This is a genomic window from Pseudomonas sp. MG-9, from assembly GCF_018729515.1.
In the GTDB taxonomy this organism is placed as follows: domain Bacteria; phylum Pseudomonadota; class Gammaproteobacteria; order Pseudomonadales; family Pseudomonadaceae; genus Aquipseudomonas; species Aquipseudomonas serboccidentalis.
This window is the reverse complement of sequence record NZ_JAHHZH010000007.1, coordinates 49,102-75,244: the sequence shown is the minus strand read 5'-3', so window position 1 is coordinate 75,244 and position 26,143 is coordinate 49,102. Positions and strand designations below refer to the sequence as shown.

Below are 26,143 nucleotides of genomic sequence, written 5' to 3'. Positions count from 1 at the left end.
CGCGCCTCCAGCTGCAAGCGGAACTACAGGCCCGCGGCATCAATATCGATCAGCAACAGGCGTTCGCCGTTATCGAAGAACTGGCCGGCGGTCAGGCAATACTGATTGCTGGTGGCGTCGCGGTAGGTGTTGGACAGGGTCAGACGGCGTTCCTCCCAGCCTTCGGCCAACAAGTGATAGAAGTACGGGCGCCATGACCAGTTGTGCCCCAGATAGCGGTTGTCGGCCATCCAGCCACCGGGGCGCCACTCAAGGTTCGGCGTCAGTTGCGTGCCGTGGCGATCGCACTGGTAGAACCGCAGCAACCACGGAAAGGCGTCCAGCTGTGGCAGCGCACTGAGCGGTGCATGGGTCTGAGCCCAGGCCTGGAGGATCGACATCAGTTCGCCGAGCTGTTGACGCATCTGCATCAGACGTCCGCGTTCGGCCAGTTTCTGCCGCACGTAGCGCTGGCGCAGTTCGGCGAAGCGTTGCACGAAGGCGTCAGATGGATAGAAGGCTTCCTGCGCCTTGGCGAAGAGAAATCCCTGGACGTATCGCGAGCCGCATTCCAGAGCGAAATTAAGTTGTGCCTCGGTTTCCACGCCTTCGGCAATGATCCAGCAGCCGGTCTTCTCGGCCATCTGCGCCAGCGCTTTGACCACGTCACTGCTCGGCCCGCCCAACGCTGCGGCTTGAAACAGGCGCATGTCGAGTTTGAGAATGTCCGGCTGCAAGGCCAACACCCGGTCGAGCTGCGAATAGCCGGCGCCGAAATCGTCAATGGCGATGCGCGCACCGGCCTCGCGATAGCGGGCGACCACTTCAGCCAGGCGCTGACTGTTGCCACCCAGTTCGGTGATCTCGAAGACGATGCGCTGCGGATCGACGCCGTGGCGCAGCATCTGCTTGAGGCTGGGCAACGGCTGATCCGCGCGCAGGCGACTAATCCAGCGCGGCGACATGTTCAGGCTGAGAAACCACTCGGCGGGGGCTTCATGCAGTCGGCTCAGGGCATTGTCGCGAATCTGGCGGTCGAGGCGACGCAGGGCAACGGCGGGTGTGCGCGGGTCGGCGAACAGCGGTCCGACCGAGGCCAGTTGGCCGTCAGCCTGACGCAGGCGACCGAGTGCCTCGACGCCTGCAATGCGTCCGGTGGCGGTATCGATGAAAGGCTGAAAGCAGGCGAGCGGTTGCCCGTCGATCACGGGGCCTCCTTAGTCGTTCTTGTTCTGGATGAACCCCGCCGACCAGGTAGGCGCGCGGGATTGAACCTCCGGATAAAAGAGGTTCATCCCGCGGGTATTGCAAGAATGCAGCCAGATGCGCGGGCTCAGCGTTTGCTTGAGCTCTGCATCACCAGTTTGATCAGTGGCCCGAGGCTGGTGCCCAGACGAATCAGCCGGGTCAGACCGCCGACGCCACCGCTTTTCGCGCCTTTACCGGTGATGAATCCCAGCAGCGTGACCGCCGCCACGCCCCAGAGCGGCGCGTGTTTGATGCCGAAACCGTCTTGCAGGTTTTGCGTCATGCCGCGCATGCGCTGCAAGGGTTGCAGCACTTGCCCGGCTTCATGGCGGATTTCCTGGCGATGCATTTCCATGCGCAGGCGGATCAGCGCCTTGCGCATTTCCCGACGCGAGCTGTTGTGGGGCAGTTCAGGCAGGCTCATGGCAACAGGCGCTCCCGATCGTTGGCCAATTCTTCCAGGGTGCCGTGGAAGGGTGAGGACTCATCGAAGACAGCAGCTTTCAGGCGCAAGCCACAGAAAGCGGCCGCCAGGGTGTAGAACACGCACAGGCCGATGATGGCGGGCAGGCGGTAAGTGTCCCAGAACACAATCAGCACCAGCGTCGACAGACCGACCAGCAACAGCAGCGCAAACACCAGTGCCAGACCTGCAAACAGCAACAGGCTGACGGTACGTGCCTTCTGCTCCTGCAGCTCGATGCCGAACAGTTCGACATGGCTGTGCAGCAAACCAAGAACAGCGGCGCCCAGACGCCGCGTGGAGGAGGTGCCCGACCCCAGGCCGGATTCGCCGATCGACATGATCAGCGCCGAGTGGCCAGCAGGCCAATCAGAAAGCCCACCCCGGCGGCGATGCCCACCGATTGCCAAGGGTTGGCCGACACATAGTCTTCGGTGGCGGTGACGGCGGCCTGGCCGCGATCGCGCAGGGTGTCTTCGGTCAGCTTCAGGGTTTCGCGAGCGCGCAGCAGGCTGTCGTGGATCTGTTCGCGCAGCTCATCGGCCTGATCGCCCGCCAGTGTCGCGGTGTGCTCGAGCAACCGTTCGGTGTCGGCGACCAGAGTCTGGAAGTCGTTCATCAGGATTTCTTGAGCAGTCTTTGCCTTGATGCTGGCCATGGGTGGATCTCCGTAAGTGACGTCTGAAGCGTTCGAGTATGAGCCTTGCGCGAAGGTTCAGTACAAATGACTGGTACAGCTTTTGCTATGTCGTGGTGCGTCCTGCAGTCGCCGTGCGCTGTTGGCGGGCGTACATGCGGGAAAACCTTAACTCAAATAATCCTGGTTCGCGTCAGGACATCGATCTGATGCGCCAAAGTGGTTCATCGCAGCTTCAGTGCGGTGCCGCGCAAGGCGCAACTTGGTGCATGAATTGTCCGCGCGAACCGCTTTGGTGCCTTTTTCGGCCTTCAGGTCTGCCTCTTTATGGAAAATCTGCAAAGCGCTGTGGACACGCTGGTTCACAGTTCCAACACGCTGTTCATTCTGATCGGTGCGGTGATGGTGCTGGCGATGCACGCCGGTTTCGCCTTCCTTGAAGTGGGCACGGTTCGCCAGAAGAACCAGGTCAACGCGCTGTCGAAGATTCTCAGCGACTTCGCGGTCTCGACCCTGGCCTATTTCTTTATAGGCTATTGGATCTCCTACGGGGTGACCTTCATGCAACCGGCGGCCGTACTCAGTGCCGATCACGGTTACGGTCTGGTGAAGTTTTTCTTCCTGCTGACCTTCGCTGCAGCGATCCCGGCGATCATTTCCGGCGGCATCGCCGAGCGTGCACGGTTCGTACCGCAGCTGTGCGCGACGGCGTTGATCGTGGCGTTCATCTACCCGTTTTTCGAAGGCATGATCTGGAACGGCAACTACGGTCTGCAAGCCTGGCTGACGGCCCGATTCGGCGCGGCGTTTCATGATTTCGCTGGCTCCGTGGTGGTTCATGCCATGGGCGGCTGGCTGGCGTTGGCGGCCGTGTTGTTGCTCGGTCCGCGCAACGGGCGTTATCGCGACGGGCGCCTGGTGGCATTCGCGCCGTCGAGCATTCCGTTTCTGGCGCTGGGTTCGTGGATTCTCATTGTCGGCTGGTTCGGCTTCAACGTGATGAGCGCGCAAACCTTGCAGGGTGTCAGCGGTCTGGTCGCGGTCAACTCGTTGATGGCGATGGTCGGCGGCACGGTGGCGGCGTTGATCGCCGGGCGCAACGACCCGGGCTTTTTGCACAACGGCCCCTTGGCCGGGCTGGTGGCGGTCTGCGCCGGTTCTGACCTGATGCACCCGGTCGGTGCCTTGGTCACCGGCGCGATTGCCGGCGCATTGTTTGTGTGGTGCTTTACCGCCGCGCAAGTCAAATGGCGCATCGACGATGTGCTGGGTGTCTGGCCGTTGCACGGTTTGTGCGGGGTGTGGGGCGGGATAGCCTGCGGCATCTTCGGCCAGAGCGCGCTCGGTGGCCTCGGTGGTGTCAGCCTGATCAGCCAGTTGATCGGCACCGCGCTCGGCGTGGTGGTCGCGCTGATCGGTGGTTTTGCCGTCTACGGTTTGATCAAGGCGTTGCACGGTCTGCGCCTGAGTCAGGAACAGGAGTATTACGGCGCCGACCTGTCGCTGCACAAGATCGGCGCGGTCAGTCAGGATTAGGTTTCCTCATCGTCGGCACCGGGGTAAAACCCGTGCAGCAGGCGATAACGGTCACTGCGCACCTGATCGACTCGCTCCTGTACCTGCCGCGCTGGCAGACCGAGCAGGATCAGTGCGTGAGAGCCGAGCATCAGGCTCGACTCCAACAGTTCCGGCACCACTTCGGTGGCGCCGGCCGCCTTGAGCTCGGCCAATTGGCTATCGTCGCGGGTGCGCACCAGTATCGGCACTTGATCATTGTGGCGGCGTGCTTCCTTGAGAATATGCAGGGCAACGTCGCATTGATCCACGGCGATTACCACCAGTCGTGCGCGCAACAGTCCGACGGCGATCAGCAGATCGGTGCGAGAAGAGTCGCCGTAATACACATTGCTTTCGCCGACGGCAGCTTCCTGGATCCGCACCGGGTCGTTGTCCAGAGCAATGTAAGGCTGATTGGCATTGCGCATGAAACGGCCGATGGACTGGCCGACCCGCCCGTATCCACAAATCACCACATGCTGGTCGAGGTCGGCGTTGAGCGCGCTGATCTCTTCGATTTGCGCTTCCTGGTTCGGCTTGCGATGCAGGCGCAAGGCAATTTTCGGCGCCGCGCGCAGTAACAGCGGGGTCAGCAGCATGGAGCAGAATGTTGCCGCCAACAGCAGGGCGCCCAACTCGGCAGGCAGTATCTTGTTTTGCTGCATCTGCGCCATCAACGCGAAGCAGAACTCACCCCCTTGCGCCAGGGCCAGGCCGCTGCGCCAGGCGGTTTCGTGATCGCTGCCGCGCCACTTCACCAGCAGCGCCACGACCGAGCCCTTGAGCAGCATCAGGCCGAGGGTAAGACCGATGATCAGCACGCTGTGGCTGACAAACAGTTGCAAGTCGATCAGCATGCCGATGCTGACGAAAAACACCCCGAGCAGAATGTCGCGAAAGGGCCGGATGTCGGCCTCGATCTGGTGGCGGTAGTGACTTTCGCCCAACAGCATGCCGGCCAGAAATGCACCGAGGGCCGGGGACAGGCCCAGCAGGTGCGTCAGCCATGCGGTCAGCAGCACAATGACCAGCGCCAGCAGCACGAACAATTCCGCCGAGCGCGAGGCGGCCACTTCATGAAACAGCCGTGGCAGCAACCAGCGGCTGGCCAGCAGCAAACCGAAAAACAGCACCACGGTCTTTGCCAGGGTCAGTGGCAAGGCCCAATACCAGGCTTGTGCGCTGCTCCCGGCGAACACCGGTACCAGCGTCAGCAGCAACACCGCGACCACGTCCTGAAACAACAAGACCCCGACGGCGTTCTGCCCGTGACTGCTGAACACTTCGCCCAGGCTGCTCAGCTCCTTGGTGACAATCGCCGTCGACGACAACGACAGCCCGGCCCCAAGCAACAGCGCCGGGGGCACCGGCATGCCCAGCAGGATCAACACCAGGCCCAGCAACGCTGTGCTGAGCAACACTTGCTGACTGCCCAGGCGAAACACCACCTGACGCAGCGCGATCATTTTCGACAGGGAAAACTCCAGGCCCAGCGAAAACAGCAGGAACACCACGCCCAGCTCGGCCACGTCAGGCAGGTGTTCACTCTCGTTGACCCAGTCGAATGCGGTCGGCCCGACCATCAGACCCACGCAGAGATAGCCCAGCACCGGCGGCAAGCGCAGACGGCGGAACAGGGCAATCATCACCAGGGACGACGCGAGGATGATCAGCAGGTTGGCAAACACAAGACACTCCGATGGCAGGCTCTGGCTTCTCAAGCGTAGAGGCAAAAAGCGCGGGAGCATCGCCTGATTGGCTTTTCCGTGGACTGATTTGCGTCAGGGTTTTGCGTACTGGATGCCGGGTTTGGCCCTTTGGGCAGCAGCGGCTCGACGGGTTTTGGAGGCGGGCCTAGAATGAACGCTCATTTTTTCGGTAGAGCGATCATGCCTCCTGAATGTCAGTTGTTCGGCACCCTGGGATGTCATCTGTGTGAGGTGGCAGAGGCCGAGTTGATGCCTTTTGTCGAGCACGGTCTGCTGGTGGAGCTGGTGGATATTGCCGACGATGAGTTCTGGTACGAGGCTTACAGCCTGCGGATTCCGGTGCTGCGCCGGGTGGATAATGGCGCAGAACTTGATTGGCCGTTCAGTGCTGATGAAGTGGTAGCCTTCCTGCGCTGAGCCGTTTCCCGGTGGCGTGCCACTGTCTTCCGCCGGTCGCGACCGTGCATCCATCCCTTGGCACTTTGCGGATTATTCGGTTACTGTATGCCTATACAGTAATTGGGTTGGCCTGCTGCTTTTCATGACTTGAGCAGGTGAATCCGGCAGTCAGAGGGACGAACCGTGGTCAATGTCGAACAGTTGAAGAACAGCGTGAACCGGATGTCGGTTGACGTGGTGCGCGAGGCGGTCCTCGAGCTGCGCCTGGACGGGCTGGTCACGGAGGGCAAGACGCCGTTCAACAAATTGCATTTCAATACTTGCTTCGCCGAAATCGAGGCGCTGTTCCAGCGTGCCGGTTATCACAAACAACTGGATGTTGTCGGCTATCAGGGGCTGCTGTACGCCTTGTATGACCCGGGGCGTTGGGAGGCGGTCGATGTGCTGCGCTGGCTCAAGGAATTCACCGAAGCCGCAGCGCTGAAAGCGATCCCGGCCTGAGGCGGATGGCGGAATCTGCGCTAGGTTCGTATCGCTCAGTGTTGGATAATGCCGACCTGCATTGAGGGTTCGAATCTCCGTATGTCCACACCAACATTTTCCGCTGCGCAGAATCAGGCCAGTACCCTTTACCTGCCGCCGGGCACCTGGCTGACCGTGCTTGATTGCCTGTGTGAGCATTTCAGTGCGATCAGCCGCGAGCAATGGCTGGACCGGATCGCCCGGGGGCGGGTGCTGGATGGTCAGGGCCAGCCGATTGCGCTGGACCTGCCATACAAGGAAGGCCTGCGCATTCACTACTTCCGTGAAGTGCCGGATGAAAAGCCAATTCCGGTACTGGAATCGATCCTCTATGCGGACGAACATCTGGTGGTGGCGGACAAACCGCATTTTCTGCCGGTGACACCGGCCGGCGAGTACGTCGAGCAGACGTTGTTGCGCCGACTGATCCGGCGCCTGGACAACCCGCATCTGGTGCCGCTGCACCGCATCGACCGGCACACGGCGGGGCTGGTGATTTTCTCGGCCAATCCGCAGACCCGTTCGGCCTATCAGTCGTTGTTCCCGACCCGGCAGATCGAAAAACGTTATGAAGCGATCGCCCGTGCGCTGCCAGCGCTGGAATTTCCCCTCGTACACAAAAGTCGTCTGATCGATGGCGAACCGTTCTTTCGCATGCAGGAAGGCCCAGGCGTCGCCAATACGGAAACAGCGGTGGAGGTGCGGGAAAAGAACGGCGATCTGTGGCGCTACGGACTGTACCCGGTGACCGGCAAGAAGCATCAGTTGCGGGTACACATGACCGCGCTCGGGGCGAGTATCTGTAACGATCCGTTTTACCCGGATGTGTTGAAAGACGTTGAGGATGACTACGCCAATCCGTTGAAGTTGCTGGCGCAGGGGTTGCGCTTTGTCGACCCGGTGACGGGCGAAGAGCGGTCATTCGAGAGCCAGATCACCCTGCAGTGGTGACGCTGTTCACTTTTCCAGCGCCCATGAAAAAGCCCGCAGCAATGCGGGCTTTTCTGTATCCGGTGTCGACGTAAAGCTTACAGCTCTTTAACGGTACGAACCTGATCCTTGTTGATGCGGGTCTCTTTGCCGTCCAGTTGCTTGAACTCGTAGAAGCCCGAATCTTCGTCGTATTTAGGGGTGTCGACGGCCTGGATTTCGCGACCGTCATTCAAGGTGATCACTGTTGGCGACGAGCAACCAGCGAGCGTTGCCAGGCCCAGTGCGAGCATGAAAGTGGCGAGGGTCCGTTGAGTCATGGGTGTGTCTCCGAATGGGAATACTTTTGGTTACTGAGCTTGAGACGTATACAAGGCCTGAGAGTTCCTTGAATGCTGTCAGTCTGACACAGTGTTATGCGCATTTAACAGTTCGGGGGTGTTCAGGTTGGCCAGGCGCGGGTCATTGTCCGGGCATTGCAGGGCCGTGGCGCCGAGGTTGCGCATGACCCGGCCGGGGCTGCGTTCACCGGCGTTCCAGGCGGTTTCGAACGCGGGTAAAAGGGCCACCGGAATCACGCACAGCAGGGGTTCCCAGTGGTCGTCATGACGCAACATTAAAGGTTTTTCAGGAAATTGGCCGGCGGTTGCACGCATGTCGTGCAGCAGCGCGGCGTCGATGCGCGGTACGTCGCAGGGCAGAACTAGCGTGTGTGACCGGCGCGCGGCCTTCAGTCCGGCGAGGATGCCGGCCAACGGGCCCGGAAAGTCGCCTTCTTCATCGCTCACCAGTTGGTCGGCGTAGGCGGCATAACGCTCGCGATTGCGGTTGCAGGAGATGATCAGATCGTCGGTCAGCGGCCGCACCTTGCGCTGCAAATGCGCAATCAGCGGTTCACCCTGCCATTCGACCAGGCCTTTGTCCTGGCCGCCCATGCGCTGACCGCGTCCGCCCGCCAGGAGCAGAATGGAGCAGGGGGGCAATGGCGTGTTCGAGGTCATGGCAGCTCTCCAGCAGGGCGGCGAAAAATTCAGGCGCTGTGATATAACACCGGGCTGTTTCTCCTACAACTGGACGAGCCTAATGAAAGCCAAGGCCGATGTACCTTTTGCACCGCTGAACATTGCAGTGCTGACTGTCAGCGATACCCGAACCCTGGAAACCGACACCTCAGGCCAGGTCTTCGTCGACCGCCTGACCGCTGCCGGCCACCGCTTGGCCGAACGGGTTTTGCTCAAAGATGACCTGTACAAAATCCGCGCGCAAGTTGCCCACTGGATTGCCGAGGACGTGGTGCAGGTCGTGCTGATTACCGGCGGCACCGGTTTCACCGGGCGTGACAGCACACCGGAAGCCGTGGCGTGCCTGTTGGACAAACAGGTCGATGGCTTTGGTGAGTTGTTCCGTCAGATTTCGGTCGCTGACATCGGCACCTCGACCGTGCAATCGCGGGCACTGGCCGGTCTGGCCAATGGCACGCTGGTGTGCTGCCTGCCCGGATCGACCAACGCGGTGCGCACCGGTTGGGATGGCATTCTGGCCGAGCAGCTGGATTCGCGGCACCGTCCGTGCAACTTCGTGCCTCACCTGAAGCAGGCGGCGCCTTGTGAATCCCGTGGGTAAGCCGGGCAAGACCGGCAGCCTGATGCCTGTCGAAGACGCACTGGCCCGCCTGCTGGCAATGGCCGATGCCACGCCGATTGTCGAGCGTGAGTTCCTGCCGTTGGCTGACGTTGAGGGGCGGGTGCTGGCCGAAGACTTGATCTCCACACTGGACCTGCCGCCTTGGCCAAACAGCGCCATGGATGGTTACGCCCTGAATCTCGCCGATTGGACGGGCGAGCCGCTACCGGTCAGCCAAAAGGTGTTCGCCGGGCAGGCGCCCGAGCCTTTGGAACCCGGCACTTGTGCGCGAATCTTTACCGGTGCGCCTGTACCTGCCGGAGCGGATTGCGTGCAGATGCAGGAAAACGCCGAGGTTCAGGACGATGGCCGGGTGCGTTTCACCCAAGCCATGAGCGTTGGCCAGAACATACGCCCGCAAGGCCAGGAAACCACCGTCGGTGAGCTGGTCCTGCCGGCAGGCACGCGGTTGGGGCCGATCGAGCAAGGTTTGTCGGCATCGCTGGGTTGCGCCGGGCTCAATGTGGTGCGCAAGGTGCGGGTGGCGGTGCTGTCTACCGGAGATGAGCTGGTCGAGCCAGGCCAGGCGTTGGGCCCGGGCCAGATCTACAACAGCAATCGGGTGGTATTGTGCAGCTGGCTGCAGCGCCTGGGTTGTGAGGTGGTCGATGCCGGCATTCTTCCGGATGATCTGGCCACCACCCGTGCGCGCTTGGGCGAGTTGCAGGATGTTGATCTGATCCTTTCCACGGGTGGTGTCTCAGTTGGCGAAGCGGATTTTCTTGGCATCGCACTGAGAGAAGAGGGCGAGCTGGCACTGTGGAAACTGGCAATCAAACCTGGGAAACCGCTGACGTTCGGCCATTTTCGCAATGTGCCGGTCATTGGTCTGCCCGGTAACCCCGCTTCGACGCTGGTGACCTTTGCCCTGCTTACGCGGCCTTATCTGTTGCGGCGTCAGGGTGTGCAGGATGTCGAACCGCTGAAGTTCTCGGTGCCAGCAGGGTTTGTCTGGCCTGTGGCGGGTAATCGGCGTGAATACTTGCGCGGCCGACTCGAACAGGGACGGGCAATCATCTACCGCAATCAAAGTTCAGGCGTGCTGCGCAGCGCTGCCTGGGCGGATGGATTGGTAGAAGTGCTGGAGGGGCGCACGCTGGTAGAAGACGATCAAGTTGTCTTCATCCCTCTGAGCGATCTACTCGGCTGAGCCCCGTCTTGCAAGTGCAGGCTCGACCGATACCGCGTCGATGCCTGCGTTCCCCAATCAATGGCTCATCAATGTGACCAACTGATCGAACCGGCTGTTGGCGACCCATCCCAGCAGTCCCAACACCACCGCTGTTGCCCCCGCCGAATAGGCGAGACGGTGTTTGATCGTTTTGACATCGCTGCGGACTTCATCCATATCCCGGCGAATGTATTTGAGATGGGTTTCCAGTTCGGTCACGCGCGGTTCCATATCGACTTCTCCGGTGGTTCTGGCGCTCTTTTTGAAATCGGATTTGTGGCTGGCGCGACTTTCGGTGAGAGGGGCCACCGGACTCGTTGAGACTCTGGCTTCATGGCTATGCATGGAAATGTCCGTCGGCAGTTTCAAATGTAAGCTCGCTAACCTTTCCATCATTCAAACTGTTACCCGTTCCGAGGGTGTATCCACTCATTACCTGCACATCCTTGTGTTGTTAAATCGAAGATTGATACCACCTGCACACGGTGAATCAATGATCGCGACGGGTCAATTGAGCCGATTCCTCACATGTTGTAAGAAAAAATACCGCCCTGTAGGACGCAACAGATCAGCCGCTTGAATTAAAAGTGATTCTTGCGGCTTTTTTGCGTGCGCCAGTGGTCAAGATGTCTCAGACCGATTCAATCGTGGGGAGTGACCATTATGAGTGAACGCAGGGCGCTGTTGATTCTGCATGGCAAGCAGGCACTCAATGAGGCGGTTCGCGCCGCCGTCGAAGGAAAACGCAAGCAGGGCTGGGAGGTGGCGGTACGTCTGACCTGGGAGGCCGGTGATGCTCAACGTCTGGTGCAAGAGGCACTGGCTGGCGGGTACCGGCAGATCATCGCCGGTGGCGGGGATGGTACGCTGCGGGATATCGCCGAAGCGCTTGCCGCACATCCGCATCAGGCCAGTCTGGTGCTGTTGCCGCTGGGGACGGCCAATGATTTTTCCCGTGCTGCGGGGATCCCGCTGGAGCCGGCCGAGGCGCTGGAACTGCTGGATGTGCCAGCGCGTGACATAGATCTGGGCGAAGTCGGTGGGCAGATTTTCCTGAACATGGCGACGGGCGGCTTCGGCAGCCAGGTCACGGCCAATACGTCTGAGGATCTGAAAAAAGTGCTCGGCGGGGCCGCCTATCTGTTCACCGGTTTGTCGCGGTTCAGCGAATTGCATGCGGCCTACGGTGAATTACAGGGGCCGGATTTCCACTGGAGTGGCGAGCTGCTGGCATTGGGCATCGGCAATGGTCGCCAGGCGGGCGGCGGGCACGTGTTGTGTCCGCAGGCATTGGCTGACGATGGCCTGTTGGATATCAGTATCCTGCCGGCGCCACAGGAGTTGGTGAGTACGCTGAAGAATCTGCTCACTGATGGCTTTGGCCTCGACAATATGTTTGTCCGGGCCCGCTTGCCCTGGGTCGAGATCAAGGTCGCCGAGGGGTTGAGCATCAATCTGGATGGCGAGCCGCTGGAGGGCGAGAGCCTGCGCTTCGAGGCGCGCCCCGCAGCCTTGCAGGTGCACTTGCCCGAGCATTCGCCGCTGTTGGGCGGTGTACGGTCGATCAGTCGTCCAGGCTGATGATCTGTTCGCGCACCGCGAACAGCACCAGACCCGCCACGTCGTAGATCTGCAGGCGTTTCATGATCTGCGAGCGGTGAGTTTCGACGGTCTTGATGCTCAGGCCCAGGCCGTTGGCGATTTCCCGGGTGGATTTGCCGCGCACGATCAACCGCAGGATTTCCAGCTGACGTGCCGTCAGGTTGTGCGAGTCGGCCACTTCCGGCTGGTTTTTCTGCGTGCGGGTCAGCGCCTGGTTGATCACGGTATGGGCGATCGCCGGGCTCAGGTAGCGTTCGTTGTTGCGCAGCGCTTCAAGCGCATGTTCAAGCTCGGTGGCCGTGGTGTCCTTGAGCAGATAACCGTGCGCGCCGGACTCCAGCGCCTGCATGATCAGCGCCGGATCGGTGTGCATCGACAGGATCAGCACCTTGCTTTGCGGGCGCACCCGCTTGAGCCGCTGCAGGGCTTCCAGTCCACCGGTTTCCTTCATCGAGATATCCAGCAGCACGATGTCGGGCGCCAGTTGCTCGACCATTTCGAGCAGCTGTGAGCCATCGCTGGCTTCGCCAATGACCGCGTAACCGGGAATGTCGAGTACCAGAGCGCGCACGCCGGCCCTGATCAGCGAGTGGTCATCCACCAGAAGTAAGTTACAAGTCAACGCATAACCTTATTCGTACTGGCCCGCTCGAGTGCACGGGGCGCCCAGGGGAATAGTGCTTCGATTTGAGTGCCTTTGCCCGGCTCGCTGATGACGTTCAGCGTGCCGCCCAACTGTTCGATTCTTTCGGCCATCCCGGCCATGCCACGTTGTCCTTCGCGCCCCGGATCGGCTGCAGGCGCAAATCCCAGACCATCGTCACTGATGAACAACGTCAGGCCTTGTGGCAGGCGTTGTACGCGGATCAGCAGATTTTTGGCCTGCGCGTGACGCAGAATGTTGGTGACCGCTTCCTGGGTAATGCGAAAGGCGGCAACCGCCATTTCTTCCGGGATGCCATTGAGCCGCTGCTGGCAGTCGAGGCTCCAGTGCACCGGCGTGTTGGCCAGGGTCTTGAGCAAGTGCGCGCGCAGGCTGGCTTCCAGCCCGAGACTGGTCAGTTGGCGCGGGTTGAGAATGGCCGAAACATCGCGCACTTTGTTAAGGGTTTCGTCCAGAGTGTCGCAAAGCGTCGAGCATTGCTCTTGCAAGTCTGGCGGCAGGCGTTTCTTCAGCCATTCGCTTTGCAGCTTGGCGGCGGTCAGCAACTGGCCGATGTCGTCATGCAGTTCGCGGCTGAGTCGGTGCCGCTCGTTTTCCTGGACTTCGAGCAAGCGGTCCGCGAGTTCCTGGGGCTGGAACTTGATCGATTTGCGTGACAGTCGATATTGCACCCAGACACAAGCAGTGGCTGCGACGTTCAACAGCAGTAAACCCAGTGACAGTGGCGCTGAAAAACCATAGGTCAGCAGGCAGCCGACGGTTGCGATGACACACAATATGAGTGTGAACCGGCGTGCATTTTCCCGGGAGGGTGGCCATGTAATGATCGACTTGAGGCTGGCGTACATAACGGATGGAGCCAATGGATGTTCGCTGCGGGTAGACCGGCCGGTGGCTGGCGGGTCTCTGTCTGAAAATACTGTCAATTATGTGATTGATTTTGACGAGGCTCAGTGAACGATGTCTGACCGCCAACTTCGCTGGATGTCTGTCATTCAATCACTGTGCCATTAATTGAAAGCAACTAGTGGCCGGCATAATACCACTTAAGATACCGTTGGTCGCGTTGCCATATATGTCCATTGAGTCAGGAAAGACGCCATGTTGGACGTGAGTTCCATAATGGAAAAAAGCTCGCTTTAATGCACTCGATAGATATCGATATTGCCCGAAGTTGCTCGTTGCCCGGACACAGGCAAACCCTGAGGCCGCGAGAAAATATCCGCTGGTATCAGGTGTGATTATTTAATTCGGCTGGTCGTTGGCAGGTATGAACTATTCAATTGCGACATTCAGCGATTCGGATCTACGGCTTCGATTTGCGCATGGGTCGCGGCAAATCAGGCCTGACGCTCCAGGTAGGGCGCGAGCAATGGCGGCTGGGTCGAGAGCGGCGGTTGAAACTGGCTTTGACCGACCTGAAATGCGAAGGCTTCAATCAGGGACGTCTGTTCGCTGGCATCCAGGCTCAACTGGCCAGTGTTCTGGTCGACCAGTTCGATTTGCCAGGCCATCAGGGTGAAGCAGTCTTTGAGCGCGTCGAGCGCCTGTGCGTGCAGATCGATATGTTCCGGTGCGTGATTGAGCAGGCTGTGAATGTGCAGGGAGAACTCGGAAACCGCTTCCAGCGCCAAGGCTTCGGCCCGGCTCGCGAGTTTGAGCAGGGTACCGAGCATGCAGTCGATGGCGTCCTTGTCGTTGCTGATCAATTGCAGATGGCTCAGGCACTCTTCGGACTTGGCCAGGAGCGTTTGCGCCTCGACGAGAAATTCGGGAAAGCGTTGTGCCCAGTCTTTACGGTCGATTGGCATGCTTATCTCCACAGCGTCATGTCTGATGAGGGAATGCCGTGTGTGTCGACGTTCGTGAATCGTCGGGAGATCGCGCCCCACTGTGCAAGTGCACTGACTGAGGTTTTCCAGAGGGTGGGTTTCCACTGACCTGCGATCGCACACAATAGCCTGACTCCGTTCATGCAATGAGAATGGCGTCACATTAATGGCTATTGGATATTGCGAACATCAGGTTGGGCCTGATTGTGCCTAGGGGAATCCCTTACGCGCGGGAACCTGTGGCGCAAACCGTGGTCGCGCCAGAAGAGAATGTAGCAGATGAAGTCACCGAGTCAGTAAAGCATGATGTTAATGTGACATCAATGCCTGCACATGGCATTTTGATAGCGATTTTTGCGGGGATCAAGATTCGCCATAAACAGCCGATAACCCCTCTTAGTGAATTCATCAGAACAAGCCCAGGAGTCATTGATGGCCGGCATTCTCGACACGGTAGACCAACGCACGCAACTGGTGGGTGAGAATCGCCTGGAAATTCTCATGTTTCGACTGGCCGGACGCCAATTGTTCGCGATCAACGTGTTCAAGGTTCAGGAAGTTCTGCAGTTGCCGAAGCTGACCCTGATGCCCCAGCGCCACCCGTTTGTCTGCGGCGTGGTCAACCTGCGCGGTCAGACGCTGCCAGTGATCGATCTGTCCCAGGCGATTGGCATGCGTCCGCTGGTGCCGGGCCCGAACAGCACCATTATCGTGACCGAATACAACCGTTCGGTGCAGGCCTTCCTCGTCGGTGGCGTGGATCGCATCGTCAACATGAACTGGGAAGCCATTCTGCCGCCGCCGACCAGCGCCGGACGCCAGCATTACCTGACCGCGATCAGCAAGGTCGACGAGCAACTGGTGGAAATCATCGACGTCGAGAAAGTCCTCGCCGAAATCGTCCCGTACAACGCCAAGGTCTCGCGCGACAAGCTCGATGATCCGGTGCTGGAACGTGCCCGTGGCCGCGAAGTGCTGCTGGTGGACGACTCCAATGTTGCGCTTTCGCAACTGCGCGACACCCTCGGCCAGCTCGGCGTGAAAATGCACATTGCCAGTGACGGTCTGAAGGCCTTGAACATGCTCAAGGCCTGGGCCGATACCGGCGTGCACATGACCGATAAGCTGCTGATGGTGTTTACCGATGCGGAAATGCCGGAGATGGACGGTTATCGCCTGACCACTGAAATTCGCAACGACCCACGGCTGCGTGGCCTGTACGTGGTGCTGCACACGTCGCTGTCCGGCAGCTTCAACGACTCGATGGTGAAGAAGGTCGGCTGCGACAACTTCCTCTCCAAGTTCCAGCCGGACAAACTGGTCGATGTGGTGCGCCAGCGTCTGATGCTGGATGAAGTGTCTGCCTGATCACAACATCACACAGCTCCTGCATTGTCGTGCAGTGTCCGGACTCAGGCTTTGATTCGCAGATCAAGCTCGTATAGGGTGGCTTTTTTTAGCCACCAGGGAGTTGGCCATGCTGCGTCTGAGCGCGCTTTATCGTTACCCGTTGAAATCCGGCAAGCCCGAGATTCTGCAATCGATTGGCCTGGACAAACTGGGCCTTGAAGGTGACCGACGCTGGATGCTGGTGGACGAGTCCAGTGGGCGCTTTCTGACCCAGAGGGCCGAGGCGAAAATGAGTCAGCTGGCGGCGCTATGGAATGCGCAGGGCGGGCTGACCCTCAGCGCGCCCGGGCACGCGGCGCTGGATGTGCCGTTGCCGGAGGCAGATACCGACCTGCGCGGCGTGACCATCTGGCGCGATACCTTGCGCGTTCCGGATGCCGGTGACGAAGCGGCCCGTTGGGTCAGCGATTTCATTGGCAAACCCACCCGGCTGGTGCAGGTGCCGTTGAACCGCGCCCGCATGACTCAGGCCGGATTTGGCCGCGAGGACGATCAGGTTGCGTTCGCCGATGGTTTCCCGCTGTTGCTGATCGGCGAAGCGTCGCTGCAGGATCTGGTGCAAAAGGTTGGACGACCGCTGGAGATGCTGCGTTTCCGGCCGAATCTGGTAATCGAGGGCAGCGAAGCGTTTGCCGAGGATGGCTGGAAGCGAATTCGCATCGGCGACGTCGAATTCCGTGTCGTGAAACCGTGCTCGCGCTGCATTCTCACCACGATCGATCCGCAGACCGGCGAACGCAGTGCCGATCGCGAACCGCTGGCAACCTTGCAGAAATACCGTGCCCAGGCCGACGGCGCGATGTTCGGCCAGAATCTGGTCAACGACAGCAATGGTCAACTGGAAGTCGGGATGTCGGTGGAAATCCTCGAGTAACCGGCCCTGAAATGAAAATGCCCGTGTCCTTGGACACGGGCATTTTTTTGCGCCGGGGAAAGCCGAGGTGTCAGCCGCGGTATTCGCACAGATAAGCGGTGTCGACGGCGACTTTCAGCTGGAACTTGCTGTTGGCCGGTACGTTGAACTGGCTGCCGGCGGCGAAGGTTTCCCAGTCGCTGCTGTCCGGCAGTTTAACGGTCAGTGCGCCGGAGACCACGTGCATGATTTCACGCTGAGCGGTGCCGAATTCATATTCGCCCGGGGCCATGACGCCGAGGGTCGCCGGACCTTCAGCGGTGCCAAAAGCGATCGACTTGACGGTGCCGTCGAAGTACTCGTTGACTTTGAACATGGGCGATTCCTCTCGAAAAGGGCAAAAAAGGGTTACAAAAGGCTGGCCAGTATGCACAAGGCTCCTGGCGCCGTCACCTGCCCGGGGCGTGTCCGGCGAGTTCCCGCCCTGACTCTAGAGTGGCAACACCAACGGCAACAACCGTGCGGTGTTGCGAGCGTCTTCCAGCGCCCGGTGCTGTTGACCGCTGAACTGCATGCCGGCCAGTTGCAGCGCGCCGTTCAAGCCCAATGGCCGTTCCAGGCGCCGGGCCTTGGCGAAGCGTTGCTTGAGGTTCATGTGCGGCACCCGGCTCAATACGCTGTCGAGTTGCAGACGCTGCCATTCCTGGAGCAATTGCTTGCGGTCGTAATCCCCCCAACTGGCCCAGCCTTCGAGCCGCGTCTGGTGTTGGCCGAGCCAGCGTTCGAAAGCCGGCCAGACCACGCTCAACGGCTGCGCGGCGTCGATGTTGGCCTGGGTGATGTGCGTGAGCTCACGACAGAACGGCGTCAGCAACGGCCGTCGGGTCGGTTTGACGAAACGCTGAAAGTGATCCTGCTCGCGACCGGCACGATCGACCAGCGTGGCGCCGATTTCGATGATTTCCATTTCCGTAACCGGCCAGCCACCTTCATCTGTGGTGGCTTCCAGATCAATGACCAGCCAATGGGGCATCGCAGGTTTCCTGATTTACGCGTCCTGATAGATCAGAGCGTAGTCAAACCTTGCGTTTGCGCCTGGCGACTCACTCGACCTGCAACAGAACCTGACGATTTTTTACCTGATCGCCGACCTTGACCTGCACCCGCTTGAGCACGCCGTCGATGCCGGCCTTGAGCGGGTGCTCCATTTTCATTGCCTCCAGCACCACCAGCAACTGACCCTTGCTGACCGGGCTGCCTTCGCTGACCAGCACGTCGACGATGACACCGTCCATCGGCGCCTTCAGCGTGCCGGAGCTGACGCTGCTCTGACTGCTGATCAGTGCATGAGTTCGATCCTCCAGCCGCAGGTTGCCAGGATGGGTGAACAGCCAGAGCGCTTCGCCCGCCAGTCGATAGGCGTGACGCTGGCGCAGGCCGTCGATTTCCAGGGTCACCGAGCGCTCGTTGCAATCGATAACCTTCAGCGCCAACGAACGTTCCATCACGTTCACGGTGAAGCGGCCATCGGTGCCCGTAAGCAGTTGCAGCGTCCAGTCCTTTTCCTCAAGGCCGAGGCGGTAATTGAGTGGTACTCCGGCGTTGTTGCGCCAGCCCTTGAGCGATGCACGATGCGCCTGTGCGCCCGCCTGGTAAAACAGCACGGCGGCGATGGCCAGCTCCTCGGCGCCGGGGATGTGGGCCTGCAGACTTGGGTGGTCAGTGAAATGTTGGACGATGAACGCGGTGCTGAATTCGCCACTGATGAACTGCGGATGTTGCAGCAGGCTGTCCAGCAAGCGCTGATTGCTCTGTACGCCGAGCAGCACGCTGTCTTGCACCGCGCGCAGCAACTTGCGCCGCGCCTCTTCGCGGGTGGCGCCGTGGGCGATCAGTTTGCCGAGCATCGGGTCGTAGAACGGGCTGATCGCCTGACCTTCGAGCAAGCCGTGATCGATCCGCGCGCCCGCGCTCAAGGCCGGTTCCCAGGCCTGGATGCACCCGGTCTGCGGCAGGAAATTCTGCGTCGGATCTTCGGCATACAGGCGCACTTCCATCGCGTGGCCGTTGAGGGTGACCTGATCCTGGGTCAATGGCAGCGGCTGCCCTTCGGCGACGGCCAGTTGCCAGGCGACCAGGTCCAGCCCGGTGATCAACTCGGTGACCGGATGTTCCACCTGCAGACGCGTATTCATTTCCAGAAAGTAGAATTGCCCACGGGCGTCGAGCAGAAACTCGACCGTACCGGCACCCACGTAATTCACCGCGCGGCCAGCCTTGAGCGCGGCTTCGCCCATGGCTTGGCGCAACTCGCGGGTCATGACCGGGCAGGGCGCCTCCTCGATGACTTTCTGGTGGCGCCGCTGCACCGAGCAATCGCGCTCGCCCAGATAAACCAGGTTGCCGTGGCTGTCGCCGAACAGTTGCATCTCGACGTGTCGCGGTTCGATCAGCGCCTGTTCGAGGATCAGTTCGTCACTGCCGAATCCATTCAATGCCTCGGAGCGGGCTGTGCGCAGTTGTGCCGGCAACTCGTCGCGGCTGTGCACCAGACGCATGCCGCGCCCGCCGCCCCCGGCGCTGGCCTTGATCATCAGTGGATAGCCGATACGCTCGGCTTCGCGCAGCAAGGTTGCGTCGTCCTGCGCGGCGCCTTGATAGCCGGCGATGCACGGCACACCGGCGTCGAGCATGGCGATTTTCGACAGGCGCTTGCTGCCCATCAGCTCGATGGCCTCGGCACTCGGGCCGATGAAGGTCAGCCCGGCCTCTTCGCAGGCGCGGGCGAACCCGGCATTTTCCGAGAGGAAACCGTAGCCGGGATGGATCGCGTCGGCGCCGCTGCGGCGCGCGGCGTCGAGGATCGCCGCAATGTTCAGGTAGGACTGTTGCACCGGGGCCGGGCCGATGTTGACCGCTTGATCGGCCATCTGCACGTGCAAGGCCTCGGCGTCGGCGTCGCTGAACACGGCGACGGTGCGATAACCCAGGGCCTGAGCGGTGCGCTGGATGCGGCAGGCGATTTCACCGCGGTTGGCGATCAGGATTTTGTGGATGGCGGGCATGGTCTTGTTCCTGAAATTGTGGCGGTGAATGTGTTGGCCTCATCGCGAGCAGGCTCACTCCTGCAGGTTTTGTGAACGACGCAAATCCCCTTGTAGGAGTGAGCCTGCTCGCGATGCTTTTAAAGGGCCCACTTCGGTTTACGCTTTTGCACAAAAGCCAGGGTGCCCTCGACCCCCTCGGCCCCGGTCACCGCCTCGCTGAACCACTGCGCCGCCTCGTCCAGCAATTCACTCGACGGTTGCCCGGCGCTGGCCAGCAGTAACTTCTTGGTCATGGCATTCGCCTCCGGTGCGCAACACAACACATGCTGCAGAACCTCATCGAGGCGCTCGGCCAGCGCTTGCGGGTCCTGCTCGACAAAATGTACCAGCCCCAGACGTCGTGCCTGATGGCCGTCGAAGCGCGCGGCAGTCAGTGCCAGTCGGCGGGTTTCGGTCAGACCGATGCGCTGCACCACGAACGGGGCAATCTGCGCCGGCAGCAGCCCGAGGCTGGTTTCCGGCAGGCCGAACTGCGCCTGATGGTCAGCCATGGCGATGTCACTGACGCAGGCCAGTCCGAACCCGCCGCCCAGCACTGCGCCCTGTAGCACGGTGATCAGCACTTGCGGCGCGTGCTGAGCTTCCTCCAGCAGGGCGCCGAAAGCGCGGTTCAACTCGCGATAGGCTGCGGCCCCCTGGGCGCGGGCATTGGCCATGTCCTTGATGTCGCCACCGGCACAGAAATGGCCGCCGGCGCCACTGAGCACCAGGGCGCGAACACGACGGTCATCCCGCACTGCCGCCAACACCGCACGCAGTTCGGCGACCATTTGCAGGTTCATCGCATTGCGGCTGTCGGGGCGGTTGAGGGTGATGTGCAACACGCCGCCATGCTGTTCGAGCAGCAGGGTCTGGCAGTCGGGCAGGGTGCTCATTTCTTTTTCCCCGGCAGGATGCCCATCAGTTTGCAGATGATCCCGAGCATGATTTCGTCGGCGCCGCCGCCAATCGACACCAATCGCACATCGCGATAGGCGCGGGCCACCGGGTTGTCCCACATGAAGCCCATGCCGCCCCAATATTGCAGGCAGCTGTCGCTGACTTCCCGGCCGAGGCGCCCGGCCTTGAGCTTGGCCATTGATGCCAGACGCGTGACGTCCTGGCCTTTCACATACTGCTCGGTGGCCTGATAGACCAGCGCCCGCAGGCATTCGATTTCAGTCTGCAGTTCGGCGAGACGGAAGTGGATCACCTGATTGTCGATCAACGCGTTGCCGAAGGTCTTGCGCTCCTTGCAGTACTCGATGGTGCTGTCGACGCAGTATTCCAGGCCTTTGATCATGTTCGCTGCGCCGAACAGACGTTCTTCCTGGAACTGCAGCATCTGCATCATGAAACCGGCACCTTCGTGGCCGATGCGGTTGCGCTGCGGCACGCGCACGTTATCGAAAAACACCTGGGCGGTTTCCGAACTGCGCATGCCGAGCTTGTCCAGGTGCGAGCTGAGGCTGATCCCCGGCGTGTTCATCGGCACCATGATCAGCGACTTGTTGATGTGCGGCTTGTCGTCTGAGGTGTTGGCCAGCAGACAGATAAAGTCGGCGCTCGGCGAGTTGGTGATCCACATCTTGCTGCCGTTGATCACGTAGTCGTCGCCGTCCTTGCGCGCGGTGGTCTTGAGCCCGGCGACGTCAGAGCCGGCACCGACTTCCGAGACCCCGATGCACCCGACTTGCTCCCCGGTGATGGCAGGACGGAGGAATTCTTCGCGCAATTGATCAGAGCCGAAGCGGGCCAGCGCCGGGGTGCACATGTCGGTCTGTACGCCGATCGACATCGGAATGCCGCCGCAATGGATGGTGCCGAACTCTTCGGCGGCGACAATCGAGTAGCTGTAGTCGAGACCCATGCCACCGAATTTTTCCGGTTTGGAAATTCCCAGCAGGCCGAGGTCGCCGGCCTTGCGGAAAATCTCGTGGATCGGAAAACGCCCGGCCTTTTCCCATTCATCGACGTGCGGATTGATCTCGTGTTCGACGAATTGGCGGACGGTGCGGCGCAGTGCTTCGTGTTCCGGGGTGAAGATCATTTTTATTGTTCTCCTTGGGATCCGTGGCGATCAGAAGCGGCTGACGCCGAAGCTGTTGGGTTGCAGCGTGCGGATGTCGGCCTCGTGGCAGATATCCAGCAGGTAACCTAGCAGGGTGCGGGTGTCGCGCGGGTCGATCAGGCCGTCGTCCCACAGGTTGGCGCTGCCGTAGAGCGCGGTCGACTGGCTGTCGAGTTTCTGTGCGGTGACCTGTTCGAGCATGTCGAGCATTTTCGGGTCCGGCACCAGTCCTTCCTTGAGTTGCTTGGCCTCGGTGACGATGCGCAGCACCTTGCCGGCCTGCGCCCCACCCATGACGGCCGTGCGGCTGTTGGGCCAGGCGAAGATGAAACGTGGGTCGAGACCGCGCCCGCACATCGCATAGTTGCCGGCACCGTAGGAACCGCCAACGACGATGGTCAGTTTAGGCACTCGCGCATTGGCCACCGCCTGAATCAGTTTCGAGCCGTGTTTGATCACGCCTTGCTGCTCCGACTCGGTGCCGACCATGAACCCGGTGGTGTTGTGGAAGAACAGCAGCGGCGTCTGGCTCTGGTCGCACAGTTGAATGAACTGTGCTGCCTTGCTCGCACCGGCCGGCGTGATCGGGCCATTGTTGCCGATCAGGCCGCAGGCGCGGCCCTGGATTTTCAGTTGACCGCACACGGTCTGTTGATCGAACTCGCCCTTGAATTCGAGAAACTCCGATTCATCGGCAGTCCGCGCAATGATTTCGCGCACGTCGTAGGGCTTCTTCGGGTCATCGGGAATCAGCCCGAGCAACTCGTCGATCGGGTAGAGCGGCTCCTTGTATTGCGGCTCCGGCAGCCACGGCAGTTGCTCGTTCCACGGCAGCATGCGCAGAATCTCGCGCACCAGTCGGACACCGTCGGCATCGTTTTCGGCCAGGTATTCGGCAGTGCCGGCAACCTGCGCGTGCATCTCGGCGCCGCCCAGTTCTTCATCGGTGGCGACTTCGCCGGTCGCGGCTTTGAGCAGCGGCGGCCCGGCGAGAAACAGCTTGGCCTTGCCGCGCACCACCACCACGTAATCCGACAACCCCGGCTGATACGCGCCACCGGCCGTGGCCGAGCCGTGCACCACGGTGATCTGCGGCAGGCCCATGGCCGACATCCGCGCCTGATTGGCGAAACTGCGCGCGCCTTCGACGAAGATGTCGGCGGCGTAGTTGAGGTTGGCACCGCCGCTTTCGGCCAGGGTGATCACCGGCAGTTTGTTTTCCTGAGCGATCTGCTGCAGACGCAGGGATTTCTTCAGGCCGCTTGGCGAGATTGTGCCGCCCTTGATCGCGCTGTTGTTGGCCACCACCAGCGCGCGCACGCCGGATACGTAACCGATGCCAGCGATCAGCCCACCACCGGCGGCGCTGCCGTCCTTGTCGTCGTGCAGTTTGTAGCCGGCCAGGCTCGCCAGTTCGAGGAATGGTGCGCCGGGGTCAAGCAACAGGTTCAGGCGTTCGCGGGGCAGCAGTTGGCCGCGCTTGTCGAATTTGGCCTTGGCTTCGGCAGCCTTGTTCAGCAGGTGCTGTTCCAGTTGCTGCACTTGCTCGATGGCCGTGAGCATCGCCGCGCGGTTGCGGGCGAAGGCTTCACTGTGCGGATCGAGTTGGGACTGGATCTGCGGCATGGCTTACTCCTTGTCCTTGAGGACGTCGGGCAAGTAGGCCCGATGGAATCCGTTGAACGACTCGCTGTGGCTCGCCTTGTGCAGCGGCCACGCGCGGTTGCCGAGACTCGCCGCACCATCGATTTTCAAGGTGCTGCCACTGATGAAGGCCGCTGCCGGACTGAGCAGGAAAACGATCGCCGCGCTGACTTCCGATTCGGTGCCGATGCGCTTGAGCGGCACATGTTCGCGCAAGGTCGGGATCACCGCTTTGAACGCGCCTTCATAGGTGTCCATGCCACTGGAAGCGATCCAGCCCGGCGCCACCGCATTGACCCGTACACCGGCGTAACCCCATTCGAAGGCGGCGGTCTTGGTGAAGTTGTCCATGCCCGAACGTGCCGCGCCCGAGTGGCCCATGCCGGGCATGCCGCCCCACATGTCGGCGAGCATGTTGACGATGTTGCCACCGTGCTTGCTCATCGACTGGTTGAACACCTCCCGAGCCATCAGGAAACCGCCGACCAGATTGGTGCGCAGCACGGTTTCAAAGCCTTTCTGATTGATCGAGGCCAACGGCGACGGGTATTGGCCGCCGGCATTGTTGACCAGACCGTGGATCGGCCCGTGTTCGGCAATCAACTCGCCGACCAGTTGTTTCACTGCTTCTTCGTCACGGATGTCACAGGCTTGCCAGTGAGCGCGGCCGCCGTCTTCGGCGATTTCGGCGGCGACCTTTTGCAGTTTTTCCGGCTTGCGCCCGACCAGCAGCACCGTGGCCCCGAGCGCCGCCAGTTCATGGGCGGTGCAGCGCCCGATGCCGCTGCCGCCCCCGGTGACGATGATGGTCTGACCGCTGAACAGATCGGCTTTGAAAATCGATGCGTAAGCCATGAAGCCCAACCTCTAGTCGAGTTGTTCGGCGATGCTTTGCGGCACCGGGATCTGGATTTCCAGCAGTTGCTGGGCGAAGGCCTTGCCCTGTGGGTCGATGCGCAGACTCGCGACACCGCCGCCACCGAGGGCGTTTTCCAGCAGGAAGTTCAGGCTGTGGGTGCCGGGCAGATACCAGCGTTCGACCCGGCCGTGAATCGGGTCGAGCACATGGCGCATCCAGTCGACGATCACTGCCGGGGTCAGCGCTTCGGCGATCCACGGCAGGTATTCCGGCCGGCGCGGGAGGACGCCGATGTTGCTGTGATTGCCCTTGTCTCCGGATCGCGCCACGGCCAGTTTCACCAACGGCACACTGGCGTCGGCACGGCCCTGGGGTTTGGGCGGCTGGTCGGGGGTTGGCAGGTCGTGGCTGTCGAGCGGCATCTGCGCGGGGAGGGCGCAGGGATGTTGTTCACCGGCCATGGCGACTTGCAGGGAGCAGGCGGTTTTATCGATCAGGAACGAGAACAGGCGAATCAGCGGGTACACCGTCGGGCGTCCGCCGACGATGCCGGTCAGCCCCGGCGCCATGCCGGTGGCGGCCTGGGCGATCTCGCGGGAGAACAGCACCAGCGCCTGTTTCTGTGGATGGCGCACGGCGAGTTTGATCACCACCTCGCGGCTGTCCCGGCGCTGGCCGTGAGGGCCGTAGGTGGCTTCGCTGCCGAGCAGTTCGATGTCGACTTCGCTGTAGGGCGGCCAGCCACGTTGGCTGAACATCTCCGAGGTCTTGTCGATGATCGCCTGGCTGACGCGTCGTGCCTTGTCCACCGCATCGATGCCAGCGATCAGGCAACTGGCGGTGCAACGAAAACCGTCCGGCCAAGTGGCGCTGACCTTGTATTTGTCGCTGGGGCGCAAGCCTTTGGCGCCGTGTACATGCACGCTGTTTTTGCCCTGTTGCTGCAGTTTGACCTGAGTGAAATCGCAGACCACGTCCGGCAACAAATACGCTTGCGGATCACCGATTTCATAAAGCATCTGTTCGCCGACGGTCAGCGGCGTCACCAGGCCGCCGGAGCCTTCGGGTTTGCTGACGATGAACTGGCCGTCGGCACTGACTTCAACGATGGGAAAACCGATGTGTTCGTAATCCGGCACGTCGCGCCAGTCGGTGAAATTGCCGCCGGTGCACTGCGCGCCGCATTCGATGATGTGCCCGGCCAGCGCGGCCTGGGCGAGTTTGTCGTAGTCGTGCCACGCCCAGCCGAACTCATGCACCAGCGCCGCACTGACCACCGCGCTGTCGACCACCCGCCCGGTGATGACGATGTCGGCACCCAGGCGCAACGCCTCGACGATGCCCGGCGCGCCCAGGTAGGCGTTGGTCGACACGCACATTGGCGGCAGCGGCGTGCCATTGAACATCTCGTGGATGCCCTGAGAGGCGAGTTGCTGGAATTGCGGTTGCAGGTCATCGCCCAGCAGCACGGCGATTTTCAGCGCGACACCGGCCTTGTCGCAGGCCGCTTGCAGGGCGGCGGCACAGGCCTGTGGATTGACCCCGCCGGCGTTGCTGATGACGCGGATGTTGTGTTCGGCCAGTTGCGGCAGCAGCGGAGCGAGCACTTCGATGAAGTCCCCGGCGAATCCGGCCTGCGGGTCTTTCAGGCGGGCACCGGCCATGATCGACATGGTGATTTCGGCGAGGTAATCGAACACCAGATAATCCAGGCGTCCGCCAGCCACTAGCTGGGCGGCGGCGGTGCTGGTGTCTCCCCAGAATGCGCTGGCGCATCCGATGCGAACGGTGGTTGGCATTGTGATCTCCGACTCAGGAACCTGC

28 protein-coding genes are annotated in these 26,143 nt (G+C 61.1%); 9 read left to right on the top strand and 19 right to left on the bottom strand.

Annotation, left to right across the window (positions count from 1 at the left end):
• Positions 1 to 23 precede the first annotated feature (23 nt).
• The 4 genes from KKQ10_RS18935 to KKQ10_RS18920 all read right to left on the bottom strand — a co-directional run bounded on the left by KKQ10_RS18935 (position 24) and on the right by KKQ10_RS18920 (position 2,348).
• Positions 24 to 1,187, bottom strand: a complete 1,164-nt coding sequence (locus KKQ10_RS18935; protein ID WP_215501971.1) for an EAL domain-containing protein — start codon at positions 1,185 to 1,187, stop codon at positions 24 to 26.
• Positions 1,188 to 1,312: 125 nt separating this feature from the next.
• On the bottom strand, positions 1,313 to 1,651 hold the full coding sequence (locus KKQ10_RS18930; protein WP_102354011.1) for a hypothetical protein: 339 nt from the start codon (positions 1,649 to 1,651) through the stop codon (positions 1,313 to 1,315).
• Positions 1,648 to 2,031 (bottom strand): phage holin family protein, encoded by a 384-nt coding sequence (locus KKQ10_RS18925; RefSeq protein ID WP_215501970.1) that lies wholly within the window; start codon positions 2,029 to 2,031, stop codon positions 1,648 to 1,650. The genes KKQ10_RS18930 and KKQ10_RS18925 overlap by 4 nt, the downstream gene beginning before the upstream one ends.
• 2 nt (positions 2,032 to 2,033) lie before the next feature.
• Positions 2,034 to 2,348 (bottom strand): ElaB/YgaM/YqjD family protein, encoded by a 315-nt coding sequence (locus KKQ10_RS18920; RefSeq protein WP_025113166.1) that lies wholly within the window; start codon positions 2,346 to 2,348, stop codon positions 2,034 to 2,036.
• Between the two features lie 306 nt (positions 2,349 to 2,654).
• On the opposite strand from KKQ10_RS18920, the gene KKQ10_RS18915 reads away from it, so the two are divergent.
• Positions 2,655 to 3,863, top strand: a complete 1,209-nt coding sequence (locus KKQ10_RS18915) for an ammonium transporter (RefSeq protein ID WP_127648750.1) — start codon at positions 2,655 to 2,657, stop codon at positions 3,861 to 3,863.
• Here KKQ10_RS18915 and KKQ10_RS18910 read toward each other — a convergent pair.
• Positions 3,860 to 5,572, bottom strand: a complete 1,713-nt coding sequence (locus KKQ10_RS18910) for a cation:proton antiporter (protein ID WP_215501969.1) — start codon at positions 5,570 to 5,572, stop codon at positions 3,860 to 3,862. The two genes, KKQ10_RS18915 and KKQ10_RS18910, sit on opposite strands and share 4 nt — an antisense overlap.
• 201 nt (positions 5,573 to 5,773) lie before the next feature.
• On the opposite strand from KKQ10_RS18910, the gene KKQ10_RS18905 reads away from it, so the two are divergent.
• The 3 genes from KKQ10_RS18905 to KKQ10_RS18895 all read left to right on the top strand — a co-directional run bounded on the left by KKQ10_RS18905 (position 5,774) and on the right by KKQ10_RS18895 (position 7,465).
• The gene (locus KKQ10_RS18905; protein ID WP_215501968.1) at positions 5,774 to 6,010 is read left to right on the top strand and encodes a glutaredoxin family protein; all 237 of its coding nucleotides are present in this window, start codon (positions 5,774 to 5,776) and stop codon (positions 6,008 to 6,010) included.
• Positions 6,011 to 6,175: 165 nt separating this feature from the next.
• Positions 6,176 to 6,493 (top strand): hypothetical protein, encoded by a 318-nt coding sequence (locus KKQ10_RS18900; RefSeq protein WP_064588512.1) that lies wholly within the window; start codon positions 6,176 to 6,178, stop codon positions 6,491 to 6,493.
• 81 nt (positions 6,494 to 6,574) lie between these two features.
• On the top strand, positions 6,575 to 7,465 hold the full coding sequence (locus KKQ10_RS18895; RefSeq protein WP_215501967.1) for a pseudouridine synthase: 891 nt from the start codon (positions 6,575 to 6,577) through the stop codon (positions 7,463 to 7,465).
• Between the two features lie 77 nt (positions 7,466 to 7,542).
• On the opposite strand, the gene KKQ10_RS18890 is transcribed toward KKQ10_RS18895, so the two are convergent.
• On the bottom strand, positions 7,543 to 7,764 hold the full coding sequence (locus KKQ10_RS18890) for a YgdI/YgdR family lipoprotein (protein WP_003226722.1): 222 nt from the start codon (positions 7,762 to 7,764) through the stop codon (positions 7,543 to 7,545).
• A 78-nt stretch (positions 7,765 to 7,842) separates the two neighbouring features.
• Complete coding sequence (mobA, locus tag KKQ10_RS18885) at positions 7,843 to 8,445, bottom strand: molybdenum cofactor guanylyltransferase MobA (RefSeq protein WP_215501966.1); 603 nt, start codon at positions 8,443 to 8,445, stop codon at positions 7,843 to 7,845.
• Between the two features lie 82 nt (positions 8,446 to 8,527).
• Between mobA and moaB the strand changes: the two genes are divergently transcribed.
• Positions 8,528 to 9,067 (top strand): molybdenum cofactor biosynthesis protein B, encoded by a 540-nt coding sequence (gene moaB / locus KKQ10_RS18880; protein WP_003226719.1) that lies wholly within the window; start codon positions 8,528 to 8,530, stop codon positions 9,065 to 9,067.
• A gap of 22 nt (positions 9,068 to 9,089) precedes the next feature.
• Positions 9,090 to 10,277 (top strand): molybdopterin molybdotransferase MoeA, encoded by a 1,188-nt coding sequence (locus tag KKQ10_RS18875; RefSeq protein WP_215502113.1) that lies wholly within the window; start codon positions 9,090 to 9,092, stop codon positions 10,275 to 10,277.
• Between the two features lie 57 nt (positions 10,278 to 10,334).
• Here the strand turns inward: KKQ10_RS18875 and KKQ10_RS18870 are convergent, their stop codons facing one another.
• The gene (locus KKQ10_RS18870) at positions 10,335 to 10,643 is read right to left on the bottom strand and encodes a hypothetical protein (RefSeq protein WP_174823769.1); all 309 of its coding nucleotides are present in this window, start codon (positions 10,641 to 10,643) and stop codon (positions 10,335 to 10,337) included.
• Positions 10,644 to 10,961: 318 nt separating this feature from the next.
• Here KKQ10_RS18870 and yegS point away from each other — a divergent pair, with 318 nt between their 5' ends.
• Positions 10,962 to 11,879, top strand: coding sequence for a lipid kinase YegS (gene yegS / locus KKQ10_RS18865; RefSeq protein ID WP_127648743.1), 918 nt, complete (start codon positions 10,962 to 10,964; stop codon positions 11,877 to 11,879).
• On the opposite strand, the gene KKQ10_RS18860 is transcribed toward yegS, so the two are convergent.
• The 3 genes from KKQ10_RS18860 to KKQ10_RS18850 form a co-directional block, all read right to left on the bottom strand.
• Positions 11,863 to 12,522: a response regulator gene (locus KKQ10_RS18860; protein WP_127648742.1), complete on the bottom strand. Its 660-nt coding sequence runs from the start codon at positions 12,520 to 12,522 to the stop codon at positions 11,863 to 11,865. The genes yegS and KKQ10_RS18860 overlap by 17 nt on opposite strands.
• A complete protein-coding gene (locus tag KKQ10_RS18855) occupies positions 12,519 to 13,412 on the bottom strand; it encodes a sensor histidine kinase (protein WP_215502112.1) in 894 nt (297 codons plus the stop codon). The genes KKQ10_RS18860 and KKQ10_RS18855 overlap by 4 nt, the downstream gene beginning before the upstream one ends.
• A gap of 492 nt (positions 13,413 to 13,904) precedes the next feature.
• A complete protein-coding gene (locus KKQ10_RS18850; protein ID WP_215501965.1) occupies positions 13,905 to 14,375 on the bottom strand; it encodes a hypothetical protein in 471 nt (156 codons plus the stop codon).
• Between the two features lie 453 nt (positions 14,376 to 14,828).
• Here KKQ10_RS18850 and KKQ10_RS18845 point away from each other — a divergent pair, with 453 nt between their 5' ends.
• Positions 14,829 to 15,764 carry a chemotaxis protein CheV gene (locus KKQ10_RS18845; RefSeq protein ID WP_215501964.1) on the top strand — a complete coding sequence of 312 codons (936 nt, stop codon included), beginning with the start codon at positions 14,829 to 14,831 and terminating at the stop codon, positions 15,762 to 15,764.
• A 109-nt stretch (positions 15,765 to 15,873) separates the two neighbouring features.
• A complete protein-coding gene (locus tag KKQ10_RS18840; RefSeq protein ID WP_127648740.1) occupies positions 15,874 to 16,680 on the top strand; it encodes an MOSC domain-containing protein in 807 nt (268 codons plus the stop codon).
• Between the two features lie 70 nt (positions 16,681 to 16,750).
• Here KKQ10_RS18840 and ppnP read toward each other — a convergent pair whose 3' ends face one another.
• The 8 genes from ppnP to KKQ10_RS18800 form a co-directional block, all read right to left on the bottom strand.
• Positions 16,751 to 17,035, bottom strand: coding sequence for a pyrimidine/purine nucleoside phosphorylase (ppnP, locus tag KKQ10_RS18835; protein ID WP_127648739.1), 285 nt, complete (start codon positions 17,033 to 17,035; stop codon positions 16,751 to 16,753).
• 114 nt (positions 17,036 to 17,149) lie between these two features.
• Positions 17,150 to 17,692: a 3'-5' exonuclease gene (locus KKQ10_RS18830; RefSeq protein WP_127648738.1), complete on the bottom strand. Its 543-nt coding sequence runs from the start codon at positions 17,690 to 17,692 to the stop codon at positions 17,150 to 17,152.
• A 70-nt stretch (positions 17,693 to 17,762) separates the two neighbouring features.
• Positions 17,763 to 19,724, bottom strand: a complete 1,962-nt coding sequence (locus KKQ10_RS18825) for an acetyl/propionyl/methylcrotonyl-CoA carboxylase subunit alpha (RefSeq protein WP_215501963.1) — start codon at positions 19,722 to 19,724, stop codon at positions 17,763 to 17,765.
• Positions 19,725 to 19,843: 119 nt separating this feature from the next.
• The gene (locus tag KKQ10_RS18820) at positions 19,844 to 20,641 is read right to left on the bottom strand and encodes an enoyl-CoA hydratase/isomerase family protein (protein WP_215501962.1); all 798 of its coding nucleotides are present in this window, start codon (positions 20,639 to 20,641) and stop codon (positions 19,844 to 19,846) included.
• The gene (gene atuD, locus KKQ10_RS18815) at positions 20,638 to 21,795 is read right to left on the bottom strand and encodes a citronellyl-CoA dehydrogenase (protein ID WP_215501961.1); all 1,158 of its coding nucleotides are present in this window, start codon (positions 21,793 to 21,795) and stop codon (positions 20,638 to 20,640) included. The genes KKQ10_RS18820 and atuD overlap by 4 nt, the downstream gene beginning before the upstream one ends.
• Before the next feature lie 30 nt (positions 21,796 to 21,825).
• Positions 21,826 to 23,442, bottom strand: a complete 1,617-nt coding sequence (atuC, locus tag KKQ10_RS18810; RefSeq protein WP_215501960.1) for a geranyl-CoA carboxylase subunit beta — start codon at positions 23,440 to 23,442, stop codon at positions 21,826 to 21,828.
• A gap of 3 nt (positions 23,443 to 23,445) precedes the next feature.
• On the bottom strand, positions 23,446 to 24,315 hold the full coding sequence (locus tag KKQ10_RS18805; protein WP_215501959.1) for an SDR family oxidoreductase: 870 nt from the start codon (positions 24,313 to 24,315) through the stop codon (positions 23,446 to 23,448).
• A gap of 12 nt (positions 24,316 to 24,327) precedes the next feature.
• Entirely contained in the window at positions 24,328 to 26,118 is a 1,791-nt protein-coding gene (locus KKQ10_RS18800) for an acyclic terpene utilization AtuA family protein (protein ID WP_215501958.1), read from the bottom strand.
• Between the last annotated feature and the right edge of the window lie 25 nt (positions 26,119 to 26,143).